Source organism: Pseudoalteromonas sp. SWYJ118 (genome assembly GCF_015864505.1).
Lineage (GTDB): Bacteria > Pseudomonadota > Gammaproteobacteria > Enterobacterales > Alteromonadaceae > Pseudoalteromonas > Pseudoalteromonas arctica.
This window is the reverse complement of the sequence record NZ_JADYXC010000010.1, coordinates 57,278-81,069: the sequence shown is the minus strand read 5'-3', so window position 1 is coordinate 81,069 and position 23,792 is coordinate 57,278. Positions and strand designations below refer to the sequence as shown.

Here is a 23,792-nt window from a genome sequence, read left to right as displayed (position 1 = left end):
GTTCTAAGAATAATGGTGGAGGGAGAGGGATTCGAACCCTCGTTAGGGATAAACCTAAACACACTTTCCAGGCGTGCGCCTTCAGCCACTCAGCCATCCCTCCACAGTGCTGCAATTGTGTAATGCAACAGCGCGCTATAGTATGAAATAGACCCTTAAGGTGCAAGGCATTTTTAAATATGAGCCTTTAAATGCTTACTTATCAAGCAATAGCTTATATATAGGCACAAAAAACGGCTAAATCTTAGACCTAACCGTTTTAATTTATACTTTTAAAATTACTTAGCCATGCTCGCAGTAAATTCAAGCATGCGATTTAAGGATTTAAGTGCGCCTTCGCGTAAATCCATATCAACGAATACTTCTTTACCTTTAGGGCTTATGAGGGCTTCCTCAATCGCTTTTAAGCCATTCATTGCCATCCAAGGGCAATGTGCGCAACTTTTACATGAAGCGCCCTCACCTGCCGTTGGAGCCGCAAAAAACTCTTTATCTGGACATAGTTGCTGCATTTTATAAAAGATGCCGCGATCTGTTGCTACAATAAACTTTTTATTGTCCATTGTTTGCGCAGCTTTAATTAATTGGCTCGTAGATCCAACCGAATCGGCAAGTGCAACAATTTCTGCTGGCGACTCAGGATGAACTAATACGCCTGCATCTGGGTGTAGCGCCTTCATATCTTTTAAGGCTTTAGTTTTAAATTCGTCATGTACGATACATGCACCATTCCACATAAGCATATCAGCACCGGTATTTTTTTGAATATAACTACCAAGGTGCTTATCTGGGCCCCAAATGATTTTTTCGCCTTGCTCATCAAGGTGCTCTACTATTTCAAGTGCACATGATGAGGTTACAATCCAATCTGCACGCGCCTTAACTGCGGTAGAGGTGTTTGCATACACAACCACTTTACGGTCAGGGTGCTCATCACAAAACGCTGAGAACTCGTCTATCGGGCAACCAATATCTAGCGAACACGTCGCTTCAAGCGTTGGCATAACAACCGTTTTATTTGGCGTTAAAATTTTGGCTGTTTCGCCCATAAATTTCACGCCCGCGACGATGATCATATCTGCATCATGACGTGCACCAAAACGTGCCATTTCTAGCGAATCGGCAACGCAGCCGCCGGTTTCTTCTGCAAGTGCTTGAATTTCAGGATCGGTATAATAATGTGCAACAAGTACTGCATTTTTATCTTTTAGTAATTGTTTTATACGCGCTTTATATTCGCCTTGCTCGTCATTTGTTAACGGTGCTGGCTTAGGGGGGAAAATATAACCTTCAGGCATAATAGTTTGAGCTAGACTCATGTTCTCGACCACTTATCTACAGTGCATTAATTAGGGCGAATTATACGAGAATATAAACATAAATAACAGCAAACTAGTTAAGCTGTTTATAAAAAATAGAATGGGAATTTAAAAAAGAATATAAAGGAAAGTATTAGAGAGTGGTGGGTCATGATGGATTTGAACCATCGACCAATTGATTAAAAGTCAACTGCTCTACCAACTGAGCTAATGACCCGCTCTAATATAAATCTGCTTTGTAAAAAGCTGCGTAAATCCGCCGATTAAAACTTTCATAGAATGGTGGGTTATGATGGATTTGAACCATCGACCAATTGATTAAAAGTCAACTGCTCTACCAACTGAGCTAATAACCCGCTCTATGCGCTTATTCAATTATGAATGAAGCTTACGTATATCCGCCGATTGATACCAAACACTATTCACAAGGAATAAAGAATGGTGGGTCATGATGGATTTGAACCATCGACCAATTGATTAAAAGTCAACTGCTCTACCAACTGAGCTAATGACCCGCTCATGCGCTTATTCATTTTGAATAAACTTACGTAAATCCGCCGATTAAAACTACTCATAGAATGGTGGGTTATGATGGATTTGAACCATCGACCAATTGATTAAAAGTCAACTGCTCTACCAACTGAGCTAATAACCCGCTCTATGCACTTATTCAATTATGAATGAAGCTTACGTAAATCCGCCGATTGATGCCAAACACTATTCACAAGGAATAAAGAATGGTGGGTTATGATGGATTTGAACCATCGACCAATTGATTAAAAGTCAACTGCTCTACCAACTGAGCTAATAACCCGCTCTATTGTTGCGTTTAAATGCAACTTACTACTTTACGTAAATCCGTCGATTGGAACCAATCACTATTCAAAGGAATAAAGAATGGTGGGTTATGATGGATTTGAACCATCGACCAATTGATTAAAAGTCAACTGCTCTACCAACTGAGCTAATAACCCGTTCCAGTTGCTAACTTATTTCTAAGTTAAAGCCTGCGTAAATCCGCCGATTGATGCCACACACTATTCACAAGGAATAAAGAATGGTGGGTCATGATGGATTTGAACCATCGACCAATTGATTAAAAGTCAACTGCTCTACCAACTGAGCTAATGACCCGCTCTGACGTTGCGTTTTATAACAACTTAGTATTCTACGTAAATCCGCCGATAAAAGACCATTCAAAGAATGGTGGGTTATGATGGATTTGAACCATCGACCAATTGATTAAAAGTCAACTGCTCTACCAACTGAGCTAATAACCCGCTCTTTTTGTCGCATTTCGAGTGGGGTAACCATTCGTTTGCTGCGGGCGCTTATAATACTTATTTATAAAATGAGTGCAACCGAAATTGTCTCTTTTTTTAAGTTTTTATGTCTAGATGCACAAAATTAAACCGTTTGTGCTCAAACTACATGCAAATCCAAGATTCTTCGAGAGTTTCCATGTAGTTTGCTCGCCCTAACTAGAAATTTAATCGCTAGTGAACTTTAGTTTCCTAAACGATCAGTTGCTAGTTTTGCAGCGGTTGTACTTGGGTATTGATTGATAAGATCGCTCAATATTTTTTGCGCTTGCGCCGCTGAACCTTGATCTTGTAAAAGTGTGCCTAACTTTAGCATCGCATCTGGGCGTTTATTAGAATTTGGAAATTCGTTCACAACGACTTTAAAGTGCTCTACTGCTTTTACACCATCATTTTTAATAGTAAGCAACTGCCCTAACCAATAATGCGCATTAGACGCATAGACAGAGTTTGGGTAGGTAGTTAAAAACGTTTGAAATTCAGGAATCGCTTGGTCATAGCGTTTATCTTTCATTATTAACGCAACAGCGCGCTCATAGGCTTCATTTTCAGATAAGTCACTGCTATAGGTCTGTGCATTGCTTTGTTGCGTGTAATCAGTTGTGGGAGCTGCTGCTGGCTGTGTATAAGCCTGGCTCACGCGGTTTTCAATTTCTTGATACAACTCACGCTGACGCTGCAGTACTTTTTCAAGCTTGTAGCTTTGCTCTTCGGTTACACCTCGAATTTGGCTTACTTCGTCTTGTAACAAGTTAAGCTGTTGCTGTAACTCAACTTGCAAAAAGTTACGCTGTTGCATCATATTCTCAAGCGACGCTAATCGCTTCTCAATACTTGATTGTGAACTCGCAGCTTCTGAAACAGGAGCGGGAGCAGCCATTAACTGGGTGCTCCCGCTCAATATCATGGCTGCCAAAATAATTTTCGGCTTCATAATATCTCTTATCTTAGTAAACTAGTACCGCACGGCGGTTTTTAGCGAAAGCTGATTCAGTGCGAGACTTAACCATTGGCTTCTCTTCACCGTAGCTTACCACTGACATTTGGCTAGCTGAAACACCTAAGCTTAATAAGTATTTTTCAACTGCTTGGCCACGGTGCTCACCTAATGCAATATTGTACTCTGGAGTACCGCGCTCATCTGCATGGCCTTCAATTAGTACTTTAACTGATGAGTTTTGAACTAAAAACTCAGCATGTGCACGAAGTAAGTCTGCGTACTTGCTTTCAACTGTCGCAGTATCAAAATCAAAGTATATTACTTGCTCTTGACGAAGTGCTTCGTACTTTTGACGAAGTTGTTCTTCTGCTTGTTGCTCAGGAGAAATTGTAGCAACTTCAACCGTATCAGTGTTAGTTGATTGCTCAACAACGCCTTGATTTGATTGGTTTGCAGCACCTTCATCAATATCTGAAGATGAGCTACAAGCTGCTAATGTCATTACTGGCACAGCAATTAGCAGGCCTTTAAGTATTTTGTTAAGTTTCATTGAGTAGATTCCTATTTTGAGTAAACCAGTAATATTACTGTAAGTATGGCGACCAAGCTGGTGCCTTTACTTGTCCGTCTAGCACAGGTAACCGTGCCTTAAAGCGGCCGTCCATCGATACTAGCGCAAGTACCTGTTTATTATTATGAAGCGTGCTATATATAATCATCGAACCATTTGGCGCTATGCTCGGTGATTCATCTAGGCGTGTTCTCGTTAATACTTGGAACGCGCCTGTAGCCAGCTCTTTCTTAGCAAGATGGTACTGCCCGTTGGTACGGTTAACCATCACTAATTCTTTTCCATCTGGTGTTATTGAACCAGCAAGATTCATATCACCATCAAAGGTGAGTCGCTGTGACCTACCAGTTTTTAAATTTAACTTATAAATCTGAGCATTACCACCCCTTTCAGATGTAAACACAATATCTTGACCATTAGGGTGCCAAGATGGCTCAGTATCTATGCTACGGTGATTTGTTAAGCGTGTTTCTTTGCGTGTAGCTAGGTCAAGCAAGTAAATTTCTGTTGCACCCGTCTTGTCCTTAGAAAGCACTAATAATAGCTTTTTACCATCTGGCGAAAACTGCGGTGCACCATTGATACCACGGTAGCTTGCTATTATTTCGCGCTTACCTGTGTATATATCTTGAATGTAAATTTGGCTTTGACGATTTTCAAACGTTACATACGCTAACTTAGTACCATCTGGTGACCACGCTGGCGACATTAAAGGCTCTTTTGAGCGAAGTAATACTTGCTCATTAAATCCGTCATAATCTGCAACAACTAACTGATAAGGCTTATCATCATTATCACGTACTATTACATAGGCAATTTTAGTTAAAAACGCGCCTTTTTCACCAGTCAATCTTTCATAAATAACGTCACTGATTCGATGAGAGTAACGGCGAAAACCACTTTCACCAATAACACTTTCACGCGCTTCCAAAATATGATCTTGGCTTTTAACTAGCTTACCATTACTCATCATTTGTGTGTTGCCACCGGTAATTTGGCCGCGGATCACGTCAACTAACTCATAACGCACTAAGTAACGCCCATCAGTTTGCTGCTCAACTTCGCCCACTAATATCGCTTCCACACCTTTATTAACCCAAGATGCGTAATCAATTTCGCTATCTTTGGTTGGCTGTTGTGGCATCTGCGCTACATCTACAGGTTTAAATTTACCACTGCGCATTAAATCGGCAGCAATAACACTGCTTAATTTTTCAGGGATTGGGCCAACACCTTGGTACTTAAAAGGTACTATAGCAATGGGCCTTGCACCGTCTACACCCTCAGTTATTACAATTTCAAGTGCTGCATTAGCAACACCCACAAACCCAAACAGTAAAACTAAACAGGCTATTTTTATTTTGTTGAACATATCATTCCTTTAAAATTCTGGCTTGATTGTTAAATTAATATTCTTAAGTTGTTCGAATACGTCTTTATCTTTAGATACCGGTAATGTGTCGGCCATGCGCACTGCTCTTAATGCAGCTTCACATACCAACTTATCGCCACCTAATGATTTAACTTGCGTTACTAAACCATTAAAACCTAAACGAATATTTACTCGGCACTGTTGGTTTTTCATTTTTTCATCAATCAATAAGTTTTGCTGAATACGCGCCATAATTAATGCACGGTACTTATCAACTTCGCTTACCACTTGTTGTTGACGTATTTTACTACGGGCAGCCTGCTCTTTGGCAAGTTGCTCTTGTAACATTTGCTCTTGCATTGCTTGCTGGCGTTTACGTTCGGCCTCGGCTGCACGCTCTTTTGCTTCTTCTTCACGTTTTTTACGTTCAGCTTCTGCTTTTTTAAGTGCGTCTTCTTCGGTTTTACGCTTATCAGCAGCAGCTTTTGCTGCACTTTCAGCTTCTTGCTTTTGCTTTTCAGCTTGCTTAGCTTTAGCGCGCTCTTTTTGCTCAATGGCACGTGCTTTTTTAGCTTGTGCTTGCGCCTCGGCTGTTTCTTTTTCTTTAGCTTTACGTTCTTGCTCTAGCTTTTTAATATGCCTAGATTCAGATTCGCGTTGCTTACGTGCATCGGCCGCTCTGCGTTCTAAATCGCGGATACGTTTGTCTTCAGCACTTTTTTTATCTTTTTCTTTCTTTTGAAGTTCAGCAATTTTTTGCTCAACTTGTTTTTGATCAACTGTAACGGCTGATACTGCTTTATCTGGCGTAGGTATAGCCGAATTAAGCGTTACTTCCATTACTTTAGGTGCTGGCGGATGAATGTTTGCAGACGCATACAAAAAACCACCAATTCCTAAATGAAGTACTATCGATTTTACTACTGAACTATTCATACAGCTACTTCCCCTCAAAGGATTCAGTCATTAATCCTACTGATGGTACGCCTGCATTTTTCAAAAAATCCATTAGTAATAATACTTCTTGATACGACACCTTACCCGAGCCTTTAATCATAACTGGCACGTCAGGGTTTTTCATTAACTGTAATTTTATAACCGCAGCAACATCAAGTGCTTCCATAGGCTCTTCAGGATCAGTACCTACGCTTACATAATATTTACCCTCTGCATCAATTGAAGCAATAATGGGCGGAGTATCTTTAGTATCAACTAAATCAGACTCTTCCATTTTAGGTAAATCAACTTTTACACCGTGTGTAATAAGCGGTGCTGTTGCCATAAATATAATAAGTAATACCAACATTACATCAATGTAAGGTACTACATTAATTTCTGCGACCGGACGGCGCTTTTTACGCTGATACATTCGCTTGTGCCTCTATTTGTGTAGCTGCTTGACGGTGTAAAATATTAGCAAACTCTTCCATAAAGTTAATATAGTGAGACTCAAGCTTTTCAACACTGTTTGAAAAGCGGTTATAAGCAATAACGGCCGGAATTGCCGCGAATAAACCCATAGCAGTCGCAATAAGTGCCTCTGCTATACCGGGTGCTACCATTTGTAATGTAGCTTGCTTAACTTCACCTAGTGCAATAAAGGCATTCATAATACCCCACACTGTACCAAACAAACCGATGTACGGACTAATAGAACCTACCGTTGCTAAAAACGATAAGCTAGATTCAATTTTTTCAATTTCACGAGAAAGCGCAACACGCATAGAACGATGCGTCCCTTCCATAACAATACTCGCACTTTGAAATGTATTCTTTTTATGACGAGCAAACTCTTTAAAGCCTGAAGTAAATAAGGCTTCAATACCTTGAGACTGACCGCTGCGTGACGATATTTCGTTATACAATTTACTTAGATCAATACCAGACCAAAATTTTTGCTCAAATTTCTTAGCATTTGATAGTGCATCTGATATTGCTTTTTTACGCTGAAATATAATTGTCCACGACATTACAGACATGGCAACTAGCCCTAACATCACTAACTGAACAAGCAAGCTTGCTTCTAAAATTAGGTCTAAAAAATTAAGCCCTGATCCCACGTTAAACTCCTAAGTAATTTCAAAATACGGCAAATTGGTTAATTTGTGTAAATATGACCGTTTATACGGTCAAAAGTTGCATCTAGTGTATCTAGTCCATTTCAAACTGACAACGGTATTGCTATGAATAGGCAACAAAAAACGTTAAAAAACAGCTTTAGTTGGCATTTCCCTTTGCCTCAGTATTTTATTTAATCTTTTAAATAAACTCGCTAACTATAAATATGCGTAAATATATAAGTAAAACGTCATAAAATGCGCCGTTTATTCAAAATAAGAGCATAAACACTCAAAACCTATAAGCCTTACCTTCACGTAACAGTAAAACTAATACCGAGCCACATCAGAAGAAATTACTTAAGCTAGAAATTTCATTAACTTATAAATTTAACGATTAATTAACGCGCAAGATTCAAACAACAATAAAATTCACCGAATTAGTTTTTCTAATCTGAAAATACAAATTTTCTAGTTTGAACAAAAAGATGATCTTACGTATTATTCTCCCATACCGAACTAGCGCACCGAATGAGATAGTTTCATTAAGCCAAGTTCTTAGTAATAGGATATTTTATCGTATTACATTGTTTTACTCTTTCTGGATAAAACCAAATTCAGTAAAACGTAGTTCCCTGGATTACTTCCTTCAACTTGTTGTTTGCCCGCATTTTTTGCGGGCTTTTTTTTGCCTACAATTTAGTGCGCTACATACTTTATTTATAAACTAATAATTGCTCTACCTATTTTACAATAAGTAATTCGGTTACTAGTTTGAATGGTACGCAGGATAGCTTCGCGAGTCTTAACGCCCTGTGAATTAACAGTTAACTATAAAGCGTATAAGTATTTTGAAATAACATTTGCAACAGTGTGCTGAGGTTTTGGGTAAAATACCAGCCGTATAAATATTTGAAAGAAAGGGATACTAAGTCAATTACCTGCTGCGCAATAAACCACAGCAAGCAATGTATATGATGAGGCTAGTCTTTTTTAGGAAGTAAACCAAAGTGATGATATGCACTGTCAGACACTATTCGCCCACGCGGAGTACGCTGAATAAACCCTTGCTGAATTAAAAACGGCTCTATTACATCTTCTATTGTTTCACGCTCTTCACCAATAGCTGCAGCTACATTGTCGAGCCCTACTGGGCCGCCCATAAATTTTTCAATTATGGCGAGTAAATATTTGCGATCCATATAATCAAAACCACTTTTATCTACGTCAATCATATCAAGCGCTTGCTTAGCTACTTCGGCATTTACTGTACCGTCAGATTTTACCTGTGTGTAATCGCGTACACGCCGTAATAAACGGTTTGCAATACGTGGTGTACCACGTGAACGTTGTGCAATTTCGGTTGCGCCGTCGTCACACATTTCTAAACCAAGATAATGTGCAGAGCGCCCTACTATATGTGATAAATCCTCTACAGAATAAAACTCTAATCGCTGTACAATACCAAAACGATCACGCAGTGGTGATGTAAGTGAACCTGCTCGTGTGGTTGCACCTATAAGTGTAAATGCAGGTAAATCTAATTTAATAGAACGTGCAGCTGGGCCTTCACCAATCATTATATCAAGCTGATAGTCTTCCATTGCTGGGTAGAGTATTTCTTCAACTTGTGGGCTTAGTCTGTGTATTTCATCAATAAACAGTACGTCGCCTTCTTCTAAATTAGTAAGTAGAGCAGCTAAATCGCCCGCTTTTTCAAGTACTGGGCCTGATGTTGTTTTAATGCTTACGTGTAATTCGTTGGCCACAATGTTTGCAAGCGTGGTTTTACCAAGCCCTGGAGGGCCAAATATTAATAAATGATCGAGCGCTTCACCACGGGTTCGAGCAGCTTCAATAAAAATTTCCATTTGCTGCTTAACATGAGGCTGGCCTCTGTAATCGGCTAAAAGTTTTGGCCTTATTGCACGATCTATAGAGTCTTCATTTGTTTTTTCAGTCGCATCAATTAAGCGATCCGCTTCAATCATGGGTTACTCACAACATTGATTTTAAAGATTCTCTAATAAGAACCTCAGTAGACATATCGGGTTTGCTTATCGATTTTACTGCTTTTTGAGCTTGTGGCAATTTATAACCTAACGCAAGCAGTGCTGATACGGCATCATCGGCTGCGTTATTAGCTATTGTCGCATCGCTCATTGGCTCTATTACTGCGCTGTCGCTAAATGGCGTAAATAAATCATTACCCCAATCTTTTAATCTGTCTTTCATTTCGAGTACTAAGCGCTCGGCTGTTTTTTTACCTACACCCGGTAATTTAACTAGCGACGTTGAGTCTTCGTTATTTACACAGCTTACAAATTGCTTAGCCGACATACCTGATAAAATAGCTAAACCAAGTTTTGGCCCTACGCCATTTGCTTTTAATAGCTCTCTAAATAAGGCACGCTCAACTTTATTATTAAAACCAAATAATAACTGAGCATCTTCGCGCACTACAAAGTGCGTATAAACAATCGCGTTTTCACCAATTTTTGGTAAATCGTAAAAACAGGTCATTGGCATTTGTACTTCGTAACCGACACCACTTACTTCGAGTAAGATTTCTGGTGGCTGTTTTTCGACTAAAATACCATTTAAGCGGCCTATCATAGTTATTTCCTTAAACGTCCTCTAACGGTTTTGCTTGCGCTACCCGCTAGTTTAATTAAATTTTGTTCTGAGTGAGCATGGCAAATAGCAATAGCCAGTGCATCAGCTGCATCGGCTTGTGGTGTACCGGGTAGTTTTAAAATATTTTTTACCATGTGTTGCACTTGTGTTTTATCTGCGCCACCGTTTCCTACTACCGCTTGCTTAATTTGCCTTGCTGAATACTCAAATACGGGTAAGTCGGCCATTGCAGCGCCCACAATAGCTGCGCCTCTAGCTTGGCCAAGCTTTAAAGCTGAATCGGGGTTATGCGCCATAAATACTTTTTCAATGGCAAAGGTTTCTGGCGAAAACTGCTCAATAAGCTGTGTAATGCCTTGGTAAATCATTTTAAGCCTAACCGGAAAAGGATGATCGGCTAACTTAATACAGCCACTGCCTAAGTATGTAAATTTAGAACCTTGGTGGGCAACAACGCCATATCCGGTCAAACGTGAACCAGGATCGATCCCTAAAATAATGGCCAAACTTGCATTCTCATTATTGTTATTTTTAAATTACGCTAATAATGCCAGAGCACTGTATAAATTACCAGTACAAAGAAAACAAAAATGCCCACATGTTAGGTGGGCATTTAAAGGAGCATGTTAGTTTAAGCTTACCCTAGGGCACGCACTAATCCTTGAGTGTTTTGTTTAAGTGTTCGGGCAATCATTAAATAGCCTAAACCGGCTACAAATACGCCGCCCGCTACCGGCCCAATAATCCATATATGCGGGTGTAGCTTACCGGCTAAATCAAACATTTGTTGCTGCACAATTAAAAGCGCTATATCACTAAAAAATGCGGCAACTAAACCGGCTAAACCACCGAGTAATAAAAACTCATACAGGGTCGCGTTTTTAATTAATCGGCTTTTAGCGCCAAGTGTTCGCAGTATGACAATTTCTTGCATACGTTCACCCAAGCTAGCTTGCACTTGCGATATAAGTACAAGCGCCCCACACAGCACAACAATAGCCAGTACAAACCCAATAGCGAGTGATACTTGCGAAATAGTTGTTTGTATTTGCTTAACAAAGTTGTCAATGTCAATGGCTGTAATAGTTGGGTAAGTGCGCAATAACTGGCTAAAGTCACGCTTTTGCTCTGGGTTTATGCGTACCGACGAAATATACGTTGCAGGAAAATCTGCAAGTACATCGGGGCTTAAAATAATAAAAAAGTTAGGTTTAAGCGTGGCCCAATTAACTTTACGAACACTGGTAATTTTAGCGTCGAACGACTGCGAACCAATTAAAAATGTAAGCGTATCGCCTATTTCAACATCTAAACGCTCGAGCATCGACTCCTCTACTGAGGCTTCGGCTGTTGCATTTTCACCAAACCACGCGCCTTGTGTTACTTCATTTTGGTCAGGCACATCTTTAAGCCATGTAAGGTTTAGCTCACGGCCAATACCTGCACGTGCTTCTTCGTCTTTTTTCTCGTTGTCTTGCAGCGATACAGAACGCGCAACCAACTCGCCGTTTACCGCATTTACGCGCCCACGAATAGTTGGATAAAACTCCGATACCTGAATATCTTTTTGTGCCAAATATTCATTAATTGGCCCAAGCTCATTTTGCGTTATATTAACTAAAAATGCATTAGGCGCATCGTTTGGTAGTTGCGATTGCCAATCAGATATCATATCGTTTTTAAGTACCACTAAAAACAGCAGTAATTTAATCGCTAACGAAAAACTAATTAACTGTACCGCGTTCACATTTGCACGTTTTTGAATAGACGCAATTGCAAGCGACCAACTATTACCCGGTTTTAAGCCAAGCTTTCGGCCGCCACCAAATATTAATTTAGATACTAAAAACAACACACCAATTAGCGCAAGTGTTGAGGCAAACAAAATAAGCGTTATTTTTATGTTGTTACTAAATAACCACATTAATAAAAACACAGTTAGCGCACTCATGCCTAAATGCACACGACTTACTGCTAACTTGTCGCCTAAGTTACGACGCAGCACTCTAAGCGGTGGAATATCAAATAAATCAAATAACGGTTTAATAGAAAACATAACAGCACAAATTACGCCAGTACTAATAGCCACCAGCCACGGCTTAAAACCACCTAAAGGTAGCTCTGTGCCCATACTTTTCGATAAGTAACTTGTTGCTATTTCTTGCAAGCCATAACCAATTAATAGCCCAATACTTACCGCCATTGCACACACAAGCAATAAATGAAGCATGTATATTTTGCGGATCATTGAGCGGCTACCACCTAGCGTTTTCATCATTGCTACTGGGTCGTATTGGCGTTCACAATAACGTTTTGCTGAAACAGCTATAGCCACTGCTGCTAAAATAATACCCAATAGGCCGGCAAGTAATAAAAAGCTCTCTGCGCGGTTTAAACTGTTTGAAATAGGTGATTGGCGGTCTTTAACCCCGTACCATTGTTGGTTTTCTTTCATTTGTGGTTTAAGCCACTCATAAAAGCTATTTATGTCAGCCTCATTACCCGCATAAAGTTGGCGGTAATAAACACGGCTACCCGGCTGCACAACTTCGGTTTTTGCCACATCGTCAATATTAATAAGCACACGACGACTGCTCGAAAATACATTAAATGGCGCATCGGGCTCTTCTACAATAACTTTTGAAACATTAAATAATGCAGCGCCAAGCTCTACTTGCGCGCCTATATCAATATTTAAACTGTAAAATACTGATTCACTTAGCCACACATTACCAGGCGTTGGTCCGCTATTAGCAACCTTAGTTTCACCTGTTAAGGTATCTTTAACTTTTAACTGCCCTTTTAAGGGGTACGCATTAGATGCCGCTTTTACTGAGCTAAACTGCATTTCATCATCGGCAAACAACATAGTGTCGAAGTACACCATTTGCGCCGTTTTTAAATTTTGGCTCTGTGCTTTAGTAATAAAAGCAGTGTCGAGAACATGATCGCTTGCAAGTACACGGTCTGCTGCAATAAAAGCACTGCTTTTTTGCGCAATACTTTGCCCTATTCGCTCTGTAACCATAGACAGTGTAAGCACGGTTAAAACAGCAAGGGCGATAGCTGCGCTTATAACTGTTAGCTCACCACGGCGAAATTCTCGCGAAAATAACTTAAGCGCTAACTTAACCCACATTAGCAACGTCCTCTACTTGGCTTTTTACCAGTAAACCCGCTTCTATTTGAATAATGTGCTCACATTTTTGTGCAAGCCCTTCATCGTGAGTAACCAAAATAAGCGTAGTGCCGTGTTGCGTGTTTAAATCAAATAATAACGACTCAATCATTTTACCGTTTTTGCTGTCTAAGTTAGCCGAAGGCTCATCAGCAAATAGTATTTTAGGTGTACCAATAAATGCTCGCGCAATAGCAACACGCTGTTGTTCACCGCCAGAGAGTTGCGACGGGTAATGATCAATTCGATGGCTCAAGCCTACTTTTTCAAGCAAAGCAATTGCTTGCTCTTTCGCATCACTTTCGCCAGCAAGTTCTGCTGGTAGCATAACGTTTTCAAGTGCAGTTAAGCTTTGTACTAACATAAACGATTGAAACACAAATCCAATTTTAGCCGCGCGCAGTGCAGCACGCTCTTCTTCATCTAAATTGTGTAATGGCTCGCCATCTAAAAATATTTCGCCGCTGCTTGCGGTATCCAGCCCTGCTAATAAACTGAGTAACGTTGATTTACCAGAGCCCGACGTGCCAACAATAGCAACAGACTCGCCATGCTTGACATTAAAGCTGATGTCGCTGAGGATGGGCAGCTCACCTTCAAAGGTAGAGACTACTTTAGACAAACCATTAACCTGAATTATATTTAATTGAGAAAGCGCTGACATATGACTCATTCAATCCTTCGTTTAGTATTCATTTTATTTTTAGTTATCAAACCGCTGAGCGCAGCAGCCGACAACACGATTTTAATACTCGGTGACAGTTTAAGTGCAGCCTACGGACTTCAACAAGAAGAAGGCTGGGTAAAATTGTTACAAGATAAATACGATGACGAACAAACCGACATAGAACTTATCAACGCCAGTATTAGTGGCGAAACATCTGGAGGCGCCCTACGTCGTTTAGATGCATTGCTTGAGCAATATGAACCCACTCATGTACTTATTGAGCTAGGTGCTAACGACGGTTTACGTGGTTTTCCAGTTAAAAAAATGCAAGCTAACTTAACGTTTCTTATTCAAAAAAGCCAAGCAGCTAATGCGATGACCGCCTTAATGGAGATTTACATTCCCCCTAATTACGGTCCGCGTTATAGCAAAATGTTTACAGACACTTTTACAGACGTTAGCGAAGAAACAAATGCGCATTTAATGAACTTTTTTATGCTAGATATTGCCAGCCAATCGGATCTAATGCAAAACGATAGTTTACACCCTAACAAAAAAGCCCAGCCATTAATACGAGATGAGATGTATGACTCGATCAAAAAGTGGTTAAATAAAGACTAGCCAATTAATACACCGCAAGAGTGCTACTTTATGCCTCTTGCGTAATAAACATCCAAACAAACAATCGCTTATTGATTTTTAAAAAAATACACGTACTATTGCATACAACGTCGGTATGTGGCGCAGCTTGGTAGCGCACTGTCATGGGGTGGCAGGGGTCGAGAGTTCGAATCTCTCCATACCGACCAATTAATTCCTCTTTATTTCAAATTGTTATAAATTAAACTCTCTTCTTTATCGCACAATTAAATTAGTGCTTTTAAATATATATCGCACATTTATCGCACAACACATACCTTAAATTATTTTATACTTTTAAGGTATAAAAGGGGGGGATATATAGGAAGACAGCTAATGGCCCCCTTATAAACCAGCTTTATCATTATTTTAAAAAATAAACACATTTAACTTGTCTCCATGTTTTTCAAATTGTAATTTTAATCTAAAAGTACATTAGAGAATGTTATGCACATCAATCAAAAAAGAAAAACCACTTCACACTTATTATTTGATGAAATTATTTGTGCAATTGTGTTTGGCTCAATACCCTGTCTTTTAGTACTACAATTTTCAGGTGTAGAAGGCCTAGTTAGCTTTTTCGAAGGGATTACTCCCCCTGACTATCTAATATACTACTTTCTTCTACTGACTATTTTGCATAGTGTTGTTTGGGCTATTTCTAAATACAGCTTGTCTTTATCCGATTCTACTAGAACGTTTAAATACAGATTACATGCACTTTCATATCAAGTTGGTTTTAATCTAGTAGGTTTTTATCGAGCTATAGCAGGTTCACTCCCTTTCATTGCAATACCTATATTAATTTATGATTCGACAAGAGATAGCACCCTTAAAGCTATATTTATGCTTTTATTTTCAATTGCTAGTTTACTAGTCGCCTACTGGCTAACATATTGGCAGCAAAAGACCGCACCAAGAATTAAAGAGTTTTGATTTATGCTTAAGCGAACAAAAAGTTTGAAACTTAAGGCAACAACTAACTTGAAAAATGCCGGACACCTGTGAATTGGAAATTAAAAGAAGATAGGCAGCTTTGAGTGGTTGAACTCACAGCACTTAGCTGAACTTCGCCAAAGAGCTACAAGCAAACATTGAGTTAATCGATTTTAATAATTAGCTTTTAACTAAATTTAAATAAACTTTAAAGCTGGTAGTTTGATTATTTGAACTGACCTCTATATCTCCACCGTTTGCTTGCGCTAGAGCTTTAACTATTGCAAGCCCTAAACCTGCTCCGTCGCTGTGTCGTTGCCGCGACTTATCAGGTCGATAAAAGCGGTCAAATAAATAAGGTAAATGCTCAGAAGGTATTCTCTCCCCTGTATTAATCACTGAAATGCATATTTTTTCAGCGGTGGTCATTTCACTGTTTACAGTGATTGATGAGCCTTTTGGGGCGTATCTAATTGCATTGGATAGTAAGTTTGATAATAATTGGCGAAAGTGTAATTTGTCACAATAAAAACAAAGGTTTTGACCTTTTTTATTAAATGCAATCAATGAGTCTTCAGCCAAAGCGTCAAAATACTCAAATAACACTTCAATTTCATCATGGCTTTTTAGAGTGTTTTGAACGGGTTTAATTAGCCCATTTTGAGTTTTTGCGAGCCAAAGCATATCACTAACCATTTTAGTTAATCGCTCAAGTTCTTCTAAGTTAGAAAACAATAATTCTTGATACTCTTCCAACTGCCTTTTTTTAGATAATCCAACCTGTGTTTGAGTAATTATATTTGTTAGTGGAGTTCGTAGTTCATGAGCAATATCACTAGAAAAATTTGATAAGCGAATAAATTCACCCTGGAGCCTGTCGAGCATTGAGTTAAACGACTGCACGATATTAACAAGCTCAATAGGCACTTTATTTTCATCGAGCCTTACATCCATTTTATTAGTTTGGATATCGTGTATTTTCTGACTTAAACCTCGTAAAGGGTTTAATCCTTGATGTATAGCAAACCAAGCCACCAATAAAATGAGTACCGCTGAGCCAAACATAATGGCCCAAAGGCTTTGCTGAAATTGATTGAGAAAGTGTAAATGAAAGCTCATGTCTATCGCTGTAGTAATTTTGTATTGCTGTTGCCCAGTACTTAAATTACTCACCAGAGCTCGGTAGGTGTGGGTATCATTTTGCCATGAGGTAATGTTGTTACGGTTAAAGCCAGTTGAAGCCTTAGCACTCATTACAAAATCACTAAAATCTCGTTCAGAGCTTTGAAAAATGAGATCTCCTTTTGCGGTATTTACCTGATAGTAAACACCGTGATGACCCGCTACAGCGTTAGATAATTCATTTTTAAGTTTCAGGTTTGATTTATAGTGTTGTGTTAAAACTAATTCAATAGATTGATTAATAACATGCAGTTCACTACTATCTTGCTGGAAAAAATGATGTTTTATCGAACTATTTATTAAGGTGGCAACTAAAGTTAAGCACGCAATAACGGTTACAGCCACAAACAACACAACACGCATCGTAAGTGATAAAGGCCGTGACTTAATAGCCATCAGTTTCAACCTCTAATTTATAGCCCATACCACGAACTGTATGAATTAATTTAACAGTAAAGTCATCATCAACTTTTGCTCTTAGCCTACGAATGGCAACATCAATCACATTGGTGTCGCTATCAAAATTCATATCCCATACTTGAGAAGCAATTAACGAACGTGGCAGTACTTCACCTTCGCGCCGTAACAATAGTTCAAGTAAGCTAAACTCTTTATTACTCAATAAAATACGCTTGCCTGCACGTTGTATTTTTCGCTTTGGAATATCCATTTCTAAATCAGCAACTATCAGTATATCGTCAACTGTTTGTACTGCACCACGGCGAATAAGAGTGCGTACTCTTGCTAAAACTTCAGCAAAAGCAAAAGGCTTTATTAAATAGTCATCAGCACCAAGTTCGAGCCCCTTTACTCTATCGTCTATGCTATCGCGAGCAGATAAAAATAGTACTGGGGTTTTGTTATCTGCTTCACGTAGCGACTGTAAAATTTTCCAACCGGATACGTCAGGTAACATGACATCAAGTATTATTACATCAAATAATTCGGTCATTGCTAGGTGATGACCGTCAAGACCATTGCGCGCCAAAGAAACCTGAAAACCAGCTTCACTTAGTCCCTGTTTTAAATAATCTCCCGTTTTTGCTTCATCTTCAACAACTAATAAGCGCATACAATTCCTTCATTAAAGTCCTAACAACTACCTCTGCAAATATTATGCAGTATCTGTCACTACAGCAACATGACACCAAGATTACAACTTTGTAATGTTCGCGTCATGTTGAAGACAGGTCTATTTTCTATACTCAATACATATTCTGCTATGAAGGAGTAAGGAAATGGGGTTTAAAAAGTCATCACAACAGGTTAGCACACCACGAAGACGATTTGTTCAAGGCTTAATTGCAGGAGGTGTACTTGCTGCTTTTCCGAGTGTATTACATGCTGCATCATCTTTAGTAGCAGGAACAATAACAGGCACTGTACCCGAACTTAGCGGCGAAGTAATTGATCTGGTTATAGATGAATCGCCGGTTAACTTTACTGGCGTAGTACGTATGGCGACAACTATCAATGGATCTATACCCGCTCCTACCTTGCGCCTCAAAGAAGGCGATGACGTTACTATTAGAGTAACAAATAAGTTATCAGTACCGAGTTCAATTCATTGGCATGGCATTATTTTACCGTATCAAATGGATGGCGTACCAGGTATCAGCTTTAAAGGCATTATGCCGGGCGAAACCTTTGTTTATAAATTTAAACTGCAACAAAGCGGTACATATTGGTATCACTCACATAGCGGCTTTCAAGAAATGACAGGCATGTATGGTGCATTAATTATTGAACCGCGAGAAAACGATATTATTAGTGCAAATAACGAGCATGTTATTCAATTATCTGATTGGACTGATGATGACCCAATGGCGCTGTTCCGTAAATTAAAAGTACAGAGTGATGTATTTAACTTCAATCAACCCACTGTCCCAGAGTTTTTCGATGACGTTTCAAGCAGCAGTATTTCAAATGCTCTACAGCGCCGAAAAATGTGGAATCAGATGCGAATGAATCCTACAGATTTAGCTGATTTATCTGCATCAGCAATGACTTTTTTAATGAACGGTAGTACTCCAATGGCAAACTGGCGTGGATTATTTAAAGTCGGTGAAAAGCTTAGGTTAAGGTTTATTAATGGCTCTAGTAATAGCTTTTTTGACGTGCGTATCCCCGAGTTAAAACTAACGGTTGTACAAGCAGATGGGCAAAACGTTGAACCAGTGACAGTTGATGAATTTAGATTCGGCCCTGGTGAAACCTACGACGTAATTGTTGAGCCTAAAAATGATGCCTATACGATTTTTGCTCAAAGTATGGATCGCTCTGGTTACGCAAAAGGAACTTTATCAAGCTCGCCTAATATTGATGCGCCAGTACCTGCACTTGACCCTGTTGAATGGTTAACGATGACCGATATGATGGGCAATATGACCCACGGCGGTGAGCATTCTGCAATGGCTGGTATGGCAGGCATGTCAGATATGAACTCTAAAGAAATGGATCATAGCGCTATGGGGCACGGTGCAATGGCGATGGATCATAGCAAACATGGTATGTCTGAAAACCCATTAGCGGTTGCCAGCTCTAAAGTGCGTCATGCAAAAACGGAGTATGGAGCTTCAGTTGATATGCGCGTTGATATGCCGAGAACAAATCTTGATGATCCTGGTATTGGTTTACGTAAAAATGGTCGTCGTGTTTTAACACTTGCAGATTTACACTCACTTGAAGGGATCACTAACCAGCAAGAGCCAGAAGCTGAAATTGAGCTGCATTTAACCGGAAACATGGAGCGTTATAGCTGGTCATTTGATGGCTTAGAATTTGGTAAAAGCACGCCAGTGCATATGAAGCATAACCAACGTTTAAGAGTTATTTTACAAAACGATACCATGATGACGCACCCTATGCATTTGCATGGTATGTGGAGTGATTTAGAAAACGAGCAAGGTGATGTGCAAGTGCGACGTCATACGATACCTGTTCAACCCGCACAAAGAATCAGCTTTTTAACCACCCCTCACGATGTAGGTCGCTGGGCTTGGCATTGCCATTTATTATTCCATATGGATGCCGGTATGTTTAGAGAGGTAGTCGTATCATGAAACAATTAAAACTATCTAAATCATTAGGTTTATTAATGTTAACAGGGGCTTCATTAATTAGTTTCCCTTTATTAGCGCAAAGTGAAATGGCACAAATGAATAGCGCTAAGATGCAACCACAAGGAGGAAGTGCACCTAAAGATGCAAGAGACCCCCATGCTTACTCTGCGGGAACAACTTTAACAGAAGGCCCATATGCGCTTGAGGGCAATGAGCGATTAACACTCGCTGATGAGCATCCATTTTACGCATTACTAGGCGATCGTCTTGAATATAACGAGCAAGCAAACGCAGGTGTATTTGACTTACAAGCATGGTACGGCACTACCTTTGATCGATTGGTAATTAAAACCGAGGGTGATTTCAGCGAAGGAAGTATTGAAGAAAACCAAACCGATATTTTATGGGGTCACGCCGTATCAGCATATTGGGATACTCAAGCAGGTGTTCGTCTTGATTACAATAAAGAAGGTGAAAATCGGCAATGGTTGGCTTTTGGCTTACAAGGTTTAGCCCCTTATTGGTTTGAACTTGATATGACAGCATACGTAGGTGAGCGAGGCAATACCGCATTTACGTTAGAGGCAGAGTACGAACTATTACTCACGCAAAAGCTAATTATACAACCGCGAGCCGAAATTACACTTTATGGCAAAAACGATAAACAAAACGAACTTGGAAGTGGCCTATCAAGCAGCGCGATTGGCTTTAGGGTTCGTTATGAATTTACACGCCAGTTTGCGCCCTATATTGGCGTTGAATGGAGCAATAAATTTGGCAATACCGCCGACTATGCCACATCAAGTGGACAAAGTAGCAACAACACCGCATTTGTTGCGGGTATTAAATTTTGGTTTTAATCATTTTAAATAAGAGGTAATTATGAAGTTTTTTAATTCTGCAGTAGCTATTTTAGGTTTAGTACTTACATTTTCCGCATCAGCGCATATATCACTCAAGCAATCAACACCTGCGCAAGAAGCCATGTTAATGAAAAGCCCAGAGCAACTTTCGTTAACTTTTGGTGGTGAAGTAAGGCTAGCAAAAGTCATCATCAAAGATGAAAAAAATAAATCAATAAACTTTGATTTCAAACCAAGCTCTACCCCAAGCACAGACTTTAGTTGGTCATTGCCGAGCTTAGTCCAAGGCACTTACACGGTTAAATGGACAGCACTGGGTGGTGATGGACATAAAATGACCGACACGTTTAGATTTATGGTACACAAAAGTGAATCGCATAAGATGATGCAAGAACAATCTAATACCCACAGCAAACATAATCATTAAGTAGCAACATAATGCAATTAAGTGAATGGTCAGTACTCTTACTATTATTAAAACTAGCAAGCTATATCGCAATTGCAGGGCTTGCGGGCACTTTATTAATGCGCTTTATGTGTGGCAACAGCAATGTTGCAGGGCATCACTTAATTAGCTTTTATCAGTTCTTAAAACGTTGGCAAATTACGTGTGTAGTTACAGGTAGTATTGCTGCACTTTTACAAGTACCAATAGAAGCTGGAGCAATGGCTGAATCAGGCTTTATGGGAATGTTTGACCCCTTTATGCTTGAAATTGTTTGGCAATCAGTCATAGGTGACCAAGCAACGTTTAGAATACCAGCGCTTATTATTGCTCTAATTAGCGCATGTATGTGGAGTGTGGAATCAGATGATAACGTAGCAGGTTATAAAAACGGTGCCGTTATACTAATCATGCTTGGGTTTATCGCTTATAGCTTCACTTTTACTGGGCACAGTGCAAATGAAAATGGGTTAGTGAAAAGTATTTTAACCTTTCACCTTATTGCCATTGCGAGCTGGTTAGGGTCATTGTGGCCGCTTTACAAAAGCTGCACTTTACTACCTACCAGTGAAGTAAAGCGGTTAATGCATTACTTTGGTCAACTCGCTATTGTTATTGTATTTGTACTACTTATTTCGGGCTTAACTCTGCTCCGGCAGTACCTAGAGTCATTTTCTGCATTGTTTACATCAAATTATGGGCAACTAATTTTATTAAAGCTGTTACTCGTCTGCGCGATGCTGTTACTAGGTGCATGGCATAAGCTTTTTTTAGTCCCGCAAATCACTCAACAACACCATATAAGTATATTAAAACGCTCGATCACTGTTGAAATATTAATTGCCCTATTTGTACTTATTACAACAAGTGTATTTACAACACTTGTTGGTCCGCCTATTTAACGATTAATAAAAAAGGAAAATGTATGTTAATTAAATCCTCTAATTTAAAAATTTTATTGCTACTAATCTTTAGCGCTGTTAGTTCTTTTGCTGTGAACGCACACACCCATGAAGAGCACACAAAAAAAGGCTGGGTCTTTGTTAATGTTGATAGCGAAGCTGCAAAGGCAGTTAGCTTATTTCATGCATCCCTAAAACAAGGCGATGCCAAAGGTGCCCGTAAATTACTGGCCGACGATGTCGTCATTTTTGAAGGCGGAATTGTTGAGCGTTCTGCAGATGAATACGCGAACCATCATATGATAGCGGATATGAAATTCTTAAGTGCAGTTGATAGTGAACTGCTAGAGCATCAAGTTCACACAAATGGAGACATAGCTTACTCAATTTCAAGAAGTAAAACTCAAGGAAAGTATAAAGGGAAAGATATTAAGTCTACGGGAATGGAATCAATCACATTAAAAAACACCGATAAAGGTTGGAAAATCACTCATATTCACTGGTCTAATTAAGGAGTTAACAATGCGAGTAATCTACATTACCTCAGCGTTTTTTTTATCATTAACTATGTCATTTTCGGCAATGAGTATCGAAAAACAGCATAAAACATCAATAATCTATGAAAATTCAGAAAAACCTGAAATTGAGCTTACCGTTTATAAAAGTAAAAATTGTGGATGTTGTAATAAGTGGATTGCTCATTTGAGTGAAAACAATATTCAAACAAAAGCAATTAACGTTAATGACATGGGGTCGATTAAATCTCAGTATCAAATAAAACCTAATATGCGCTCATGCCATACAGCCGTGTCAGCCGATGGATTTGTATTTGAAGGTCATGTTCCCGCTAAACATATAAAACAGTTTTTATCTGGGCAACACGCTCCGCACATTACAGGCTTAAGTGTACCAGCCATGCCTATTGGCACTCCCGGAATGGAAATGGAGGGTATATTTCACAAATATAATATTGAACTACTCACTGACAACTCAAATGAAGAAACCTACAGATACATAAGTAAATCCAGCGAGCAATTTTAGCCTAACGGCATAATTCTTGAGTTAATTGTTAAATACCCATTTTACACAACAGGAAACACTGATTTGTGAGCTTGATAGTGTAAAGATTACTCATATGTAAAAACAAAATACAAAACTTTTAAGGATCAATACAATGTCACACTATTCAAAATTTTTTTTAATGATAGCAACATCCACAATAACCATGTTTGTATTGATGTATTTGAACACCTACCAACTTAGTCATGTTTATTTTAGTGAAACTCGTACTTATATGGCGCTTTATATGGGAGCCACGATGGCAGTGATAATGCTACTTTTCATGCTCAATATGTATAAAGATAAAAAGAAAAATATAACAGTACTCATTGCTAGTGTTGCCGTATTTGCAGGAAGTTTATTTTTAGTTCGCTCACAAGCGACTGTTGATGATAGCTCATGGATGTCGGCGATGATCCCACATCATTCAATTGCCATACTCACCAGTGACAGGGCAAAAATCAAAGATAAACGCGTTCAAAAGCTAACTACAAATATAATTGAAGCCCAAGAGCGAGAAATAAAAGAAATGCAATGGCTCCTAAAAGATATAGAGCAAAACGGCATTGCACAAACCAATGCTCAAGCACAATTAAGAGCTGTTCCAGATTTCAATTCAAATAAATAAACCGCATAACATA

The 23,792-nt window shown here is 39.3% G+C and carries 23 protein-coding genes and 10 tRNA genes; 10 read left to right on the top strand and 23 right to left on the bottom strand.

Annotated features, from left to right (window positions below):
• Window positions 1–13: 13 nt before the first annotated feature.
• From I6F48_RS11485 to I6F48_RS11385, 21 genes are all read right to left on the bottom strand, one after another.
• Window positions 14–103 (bottom strand) — tRNA-Ser (locus I6F48_RS11485).
• 175 nt (window positions 104–278) lie between these two features.
• The gene (gene nadA / locus I6F48_RS11480) at window positions 279–1,319 is read right to left on the bottom strand and encodes a quinolinate synthase NadA (RefSeq protein WP_007580396.1); all 1,041 of its coding nucleotides are present in this window, start codon (window positions 1,317–1,319) and stop codon (window positions 279–281) included.
• A 141-nt stretch (window positions 1,320–1,460) separates the two neighbouring features.
• Window positions 1,461–1,536, bottom strand: a tRNA-Lys gene (locus I6F48_RS11475).
• A 63-nt stretch (window positions 1,537–1,599) separates the two neighbouring features.
• Window positions 1,600–1,675: transfer RNA gene (locus I6F48_RS11470), tRNA-Lys, on the bottom strand.
• An 83-nt stretch (window positions 1,676–1,758) separates the two neighbouring features.
• Window positions 1,759–1,834, bottom strand: a tRNA-Lys gene (locus I6F48_RS11465).
• 64 nt (window positions 1,835–1,898) lie between these two features.
• Window positions 1,899–1,974: transfer RNA gene (locus tag I6F48_RS11460), tRNA-Lys, on the bottom strand.
• Between the two features lie 83 nt (window positions 1,975–2,057).
• Window positions 2,058–2,133, bottom strand: a tRNA-Lys gene (locus I6F48_RS11455).
• Between the two features lie 84 nt (window positions 2,134–2,217).
• Window positions 2,218–2,293 (bottom strand) — tRNA-Lys (locus I6F48_RS11450).
• 84 nt (window positions 2,294–2,377) lie between these two features.
• Window positions 2,378–2,453 (bottom strand) — tRNA-Lys (locus I6F48_RS11445).
• A 70-nt stretch (window positions 2,454–2,523) separates the two neighbouring features.
• Window positions 2,524–2,599, bottom strand: a tRNA-Lys gene (locus I6F48_RS11440).
• Between the two features lie 226 nt (window positions 2,600–2,825).
• Window positions 2,826–3,575, bottom strand: coding sequence for a tol-pal system protein YbgF (ybgF, locus tag I6F48_RS11435; protein ID WP_197119452.1), 750 nt, complete (start codon window positions 3,573–3,575; stop codon window positions 2,826–2,828).
• Between the two features lie 13 nt (window positions 3,576–3,588).
• Entirely contained in the window at window positions 3,589–4,131 is a 543-nt protein-coding gene (pal, locus tag I6F48_RS11430) for a peptidoglycan-associated lipoprotein Pal (protein ID WP_007580392.1), read from the bottom strand.
• 34 nt (window positions 4,132–4,165) lie between these two features.
• Window positions 4,166–5,524, bottom strand: a complete 1,359-nt coding sequence (gene tolB / locus I6F48_RS11425; protein WP_165728849.1) for a Tol-Pal system beta propeller repeat protein TolB — start codon at window positions 5,522–5,524, stop codon at window positions 4,166–4,168.
• Window positions 5,525–5,533: 9 nt separating this feature from the next.
• A complete protein-coding gene (gene tolA / locus I6F48_RS11420; protein WP_197119451.1) occupies window positions 5,534–6,460 on the bottom strand; it encodes a cell envelope integrity protein TolA in 927 nt (308 codons plus the stop codon).
• 4 nt (window positions 6,461–6,464) lie between these two features.
• Window positions 6,465–6,893 carry a protein TolR gene (gene tolR / locus I6F48_RS11415; protein ID WP_007580386.1) on the bottom strand — a complete coding sequence of 143 codons (429 nt, stop codon included), beginning with the start codon at window positions 6,891–6,893 and terminating at the stop codon, window positions 6,465–6,467.
• Window positions 6,880–7,584, bottom strand: a complete 705-nt coding sequence (gene tolQ, locus I6F48_RS11410) for a protein TolQ (RefSeq protein WP_007580384.1) — start codon at window positions 7,582–7,584, stop codon at window positions 6,880–6,882. Before tolQ ends, tolR begins: the two co-directional genes overlap by 14 nt.
• Before the next feature lie 980 nt (window positions 7,585–8,564).
• Window positions 8,565–9,572, bottom strand: a complete 1,008-nt coding sequence (gene ruvB, locus I6F48_RS11405; RefSeq protein WP_007580382.1) for a Holliday junction branch migration DNA helicase RuvB — start codon at window positions 9,570–9,572, stop codon at window positions 8,565–8,567.
• A 7-nt stretch (window positions 9,573–9,579) separates the two neighbouring features.
• Window positions 9,580–10,197, bottom strand: a complete 618-nt coding sequence (ruvA, locus tag I6F48_RS11400) for a Holliday junction branch migration protein RuvA (RefSeq protein WP_002960647.1) — start codon at window positions 10,195–10,197, stop codon at window positions 9,580–9,582.
• A gap of 2 nt (window positions 10,198–10,199) precedes the next feature.
• Entirely contained in the window at window positions 10,200–10,724 is a 525-nt protein-coding gene (gene ruvC, locus I6F48_RS11395; protein WP_002960649.1) for a crossover junction endodeoxyribonuclease RuvC, read from the bottom strand.
• Between the two features lie 131 nt (window positions 10,725–10,855).
• Window positions 10,856–13,357, bottom strand: a complete 2,502-nt coding sequence (locus tag I6F48_RS11390) for an ABC transporter permease (protein ID WP_197119450.1) — start codon at window positions 13,355–13,357, stop codon at window positions 10,856–10,858.
• Entirely contained in the window at window positions 13,347–14,060 is a 714-nt protein-coding gene (locus I6F48_RS11385; RefSeq protein ID WP_008137049.1) for an ABC transporter ATP-binding protein, read from the bottom strand. Before I6F48_RS11385 ends, I6F48_RS11390 begins: the two co-directional genes overlap by 11 nt.
• Between I6F48_RS11385 and I6F48_RS11380 the strand changes: the two genes are divergently transcribed.
• The 3 genes from I6F48_RS11380 to I6F48_RS11370 all read left to right on the top strand — a co-directional run bounded on the left by I6F48_RS11380 (window position 14,061) and on the right by I6F48_RS11370 (window position 15,638).
• On the top strand, window positions 14,061–14,684 hold the full coding sequence (locus I6F48_RS11380; protein WP_197119449.1) for an arylesterase: 624 nt from the start codon (window positions 14,061–14,063) through the stop codon (window positions 14,682–14,684).
• 111 nt (window positions 14,685–14,795) lie between these two features.
• Window positions 14,796–14,872: transfer RNA gene (locus I6F48_RS11375), tRNA-Pro, on the top strand.
• Between the two features lie 277 nt (window positions 14,873–15,149).
• Window positions 15,150–15,638 (top strand): hypothetical protein, encoded by a 489-nt coding sequence (locus tag I6F48_RS11370; protein WP_024594351.1) that lies wholly within the window; start codon window positions 15,150–15,152, stop codon window positions 15,636–15,638.
• A 180-nt stretch (window positions 15,639–15,818) separates the two neighbouring features.
• On the opposite strand, the gene I6F48_RS11365 is transcribed toward I6F48_RS11370, so the two are convergent.
• Together I6F48_RS11365 and I6F48_RS11360 are read right to left on the bottom strand one after the other, a co-directional pair.
• The gene (locus tag I6F48_RS11365; protein WP_197119448.1) at window positions 15,819–17,216 is read right to left on the bottom strand and encodes a heavy metal sensor histidine kinase; all 1,398 of its coding nucleotides are present in this window, start codon (window positions 17,214–17,216) and stop codon (window positions 15,819–15,821) included.
• Window positions 17,206–17,892 carry a heavy metal response regulator transcription factor gene (locus tag I6F48_RS11360; protein WP_002963239.1) on the bottom strand — a complete coding sequence of 229 codons (687 nt, stop codon included), beginning with the start codon at window positions 17,890–17,892 and terminating at the stop codon, window positions 17,206–17,208. Before I6F48_RS11360 ends, I6F48_RS11365 begins: the two co-directional genes overlap by 11 nt.
• 166 nt (window positions 17,893–18,058) lie before the next feature.
• Between I6F48_RS11360 and I6F48_RS11355 the strand changes: the two genes are divergently transcribed.
• From I6F48_RS11355 to I6F48_RS11325, 7 genes are all read left to right on the top strand, one after another.
• Window positions 18,059–19,882: a copper resistance system multicopper oxidase gene (locus tag I6F48_RS11355; RefSeq protein WP_002963238.1), complete on the top strand. Its 1,824-nt coding sequence runs from the start codon at window positions 18,059–18,061 to the stop codon at window positions 19,880–19,882.
• The gene (locus I6F48_RS11350; RefSeq protein ID WP_010554095.1) at window positions 19,879–20,742 is read left to right on the top strand and encodes a copper resistance protein B; all 864 of its coding nucleotides are present in this window, start codon (window positions 19,879–19,881) and stop codon (window positions 20,740–20,742) included. The genes I6F48_RS11355 and I6F48_RS11350 overlap by 4 nt, the downstream gene beginning before the upstream one ends.
• A 22-nt stretch (window positions 20,743–20,764) precedes the next feature.
• The gene (locus tag I6F48_RS11345) at window positions 20,765–21,172 is read left to right on the top strand and encodes a copper resistance CopC family protein (RefSeq protein ID WP_010558009.1); all 408 of its coding nucleotides are present in this window, start codon (window positions 20,765–20,767) and stop codon (window positions 21,170–21,172) included.
• 11 nt (window positions 21,173–21,183) lie between these two features.
• Entirely contained in the window at window positions 21,184–22,092 is a 909-nt protein-coding gene (locus I6F48_RS11340; RefSeq protein ID WP_197119447.1) for a copper resistance D family protein, read from the top strand.
• Between the two features lie 23 nt (window positions 22,093–22,115).
• Window positions 22,116–22,604, top strand: coding sequence for a YybH family protein (locus I6F48_RS11335; protein WP_165723891.1), 489 nt, complete (start codon window positions 22,116–22,118; stop codon window positions 22,602–22,604).
• 10 nt (window positions 22,605–22,614) lie between these two features.
• Entirely contained in the window at window positions 22,615–23,133 is a 519-nt protein-coding gene (locus I6F48_RS11330) for a DUF411 domain-containing protein (protein WP_024591412.1), read from the top strand.
• A gap of 133 nt (window positions 23,134–23,266) precedes the next feature.
• Window positions 23,267–23,779, top strand: a complete 513-nt coding sequence (locus I6F48_RS11325; RefSeq protein WP_197119446.1) for a DUF305 domain-containing protein — start codon at window positions 23,267–23,269, stop codon at window positions 23,777–23,779.
• The last annotated feature ends 13 nt before the right edge of the window (window positions 23,780–23,792 follow it).

What these genes read in the sequence shown, in the direction of transcription:
- nadA (WP_007580396.1), bottom strand. Translation starts at nt 1,319, where the DNA reads ATGAGTCTAGCTCAAACTATTATGCCTGAAGGTTATATTTTCCCCCCT.
- ybgF (WP_197119452.1), bottom strand. Translation starts at nt 3,575, where the DNA reads ATGAAGCCGAAAATTATTTTGGCAGCCATGATATTGAGCGGGAGCACC.
- pal (WP_007580392.1), bottom strand. Translation starts at nt 4,131, where the DNA reads ATGAAACTTAACAAAATACTTAAAGGCCTGCTAATTGCTGTGCCAGTA.
- tolB (WP_165728849.1), bottom strand. Translation starts at nt 5,524, where the DNA reads ATGTTCAACAAAATAAAAATAGCCTGTTTAGTTTTACTGTTTGGGTTT.
- tolA (WP_197119451.1), bottom strand. Translation starts at nt 6,460, where the DNA reads ATGAATAGTTCAGTAGTAAAATCGATAGTACTTCATTTAGGAATTGGT.
- tolR (WP_007580386.1), bottom strand. Translation starts at nt 6,893, where the DNA reads ATGTATCAGCGTAAAAAGCGCCGTCCGGTCGCAGAAATTAATGTAGTA.
- ruvB (WP_007580382.1), bottom strand. Translation starts at nt 9,572, where the DNA reads ATGATTGAAGCGGATCGCTTAATTGATGCGACTGAAAAAACAAATGAA.
- ruvA (WP_002960647.1), bottom strand. Translation starts at nt 10,197, where the DNA reads ATGATAGGCCGCTTAAATGGTATTTTAGTCGAAAAACAGCCACCAGAA.
- I6F48_RS11390 (WP_197119450.1), bottom strand. Translation starts at nt 13,357, where the DNA reads ATGTGGGTTAAGTTAGCGCTTAAGTTATTTTCGCGAGAATTTCGCCGT.
- I6F48_RS11385 (WP_008137049.1), bottom strand. Translation starts at nt 14,060, where the DNA reads ATGTCAGCGCTTTCTCAATTAAATATAATTCAGGTTAATGGTTTGTCT.
- I6F48_RS11380 (WP_197119449.1), top strand. Translation starts at nt 14,061, where the DNA reads ATGACTCATTCAATCCTTCGTTTAGTATTCATTTTATTTTTAGTTATC.
- I6F48_RS11370 (WP_024594351.1), top strand. Translation starts at nt 15,150, where the DNA reads ATGCACATCAATCAAAAAAGAAAAACCACTTCACACTTATTATTTGAT.
- I6F48_RS11365 (WP_197119448.1), bottom strand. Translation starts at nt 17,216, where the DNA reads ATGGCTATTAAGTCACGGCCTTTATCACTTACGATGCGTGTTGTGTTG.
- I6F48_RS11360 (WP_002963239.1), bottom strand. Translation starts at nt 17,892, where the DNA reads ATGCGCTTATTAGTTGTTGAAGATGAAGCAAAAACGGGAGATTATTTA.
- I6F48_RS11355 (WP_002963238.1), top strand. Translation starts at nt 18,059, where the DNA reads ATGGGGTTTAAAAAGTCATCACAACAGGTTAGCACACCACGAAGACGA.
- I6F48_RS11350 (WP_010554095.1), top strand. Translation starts at nt 19,879, where the DNA reads ATGAAACAATTAAAACTATCTAAATCATTAGGTTTATTAATGTTAACA.
- I6F48_RS11345 (WP_010558009.1), top strand. Translation starts at nt 20,765, where the DNA reads ATGAAGTTTTTTAATTCTGCAGTAGCTATTTTAGGTTTAGTACTTACA.
- I6F48_RS11340 (WP_197119447.1), top strand. Translation starts at nt 21,184, where the DNA reads ATGCAATTAAGTGAATGGTCAGTACTCTTACTATTATTAAAACTAGCA.
- I6F48_RS11335 (WP_165723891.1), top strand. Translation starts at nt 22,116, where the DNA reads ATGTTAATTAAATCCTCTAATTTAAAAATTTTATTGCTACTAATCTTT.
- I6F48_RS11330 (WP_024591412.1), top strand. Translation starts at nt 22,615, where the DNA reads ATGCGAGTAATCTACATTACCTCAGCGTTTTTTTTATCATTAACTATG.
- I6F48_RS11325 (WP_197119446.1), top strand. Translation starts at nt 23,267, where the DNA reads ATGTCACACTATTCAAAATTTTTTTTAATGATAGCAACATCCACAATA.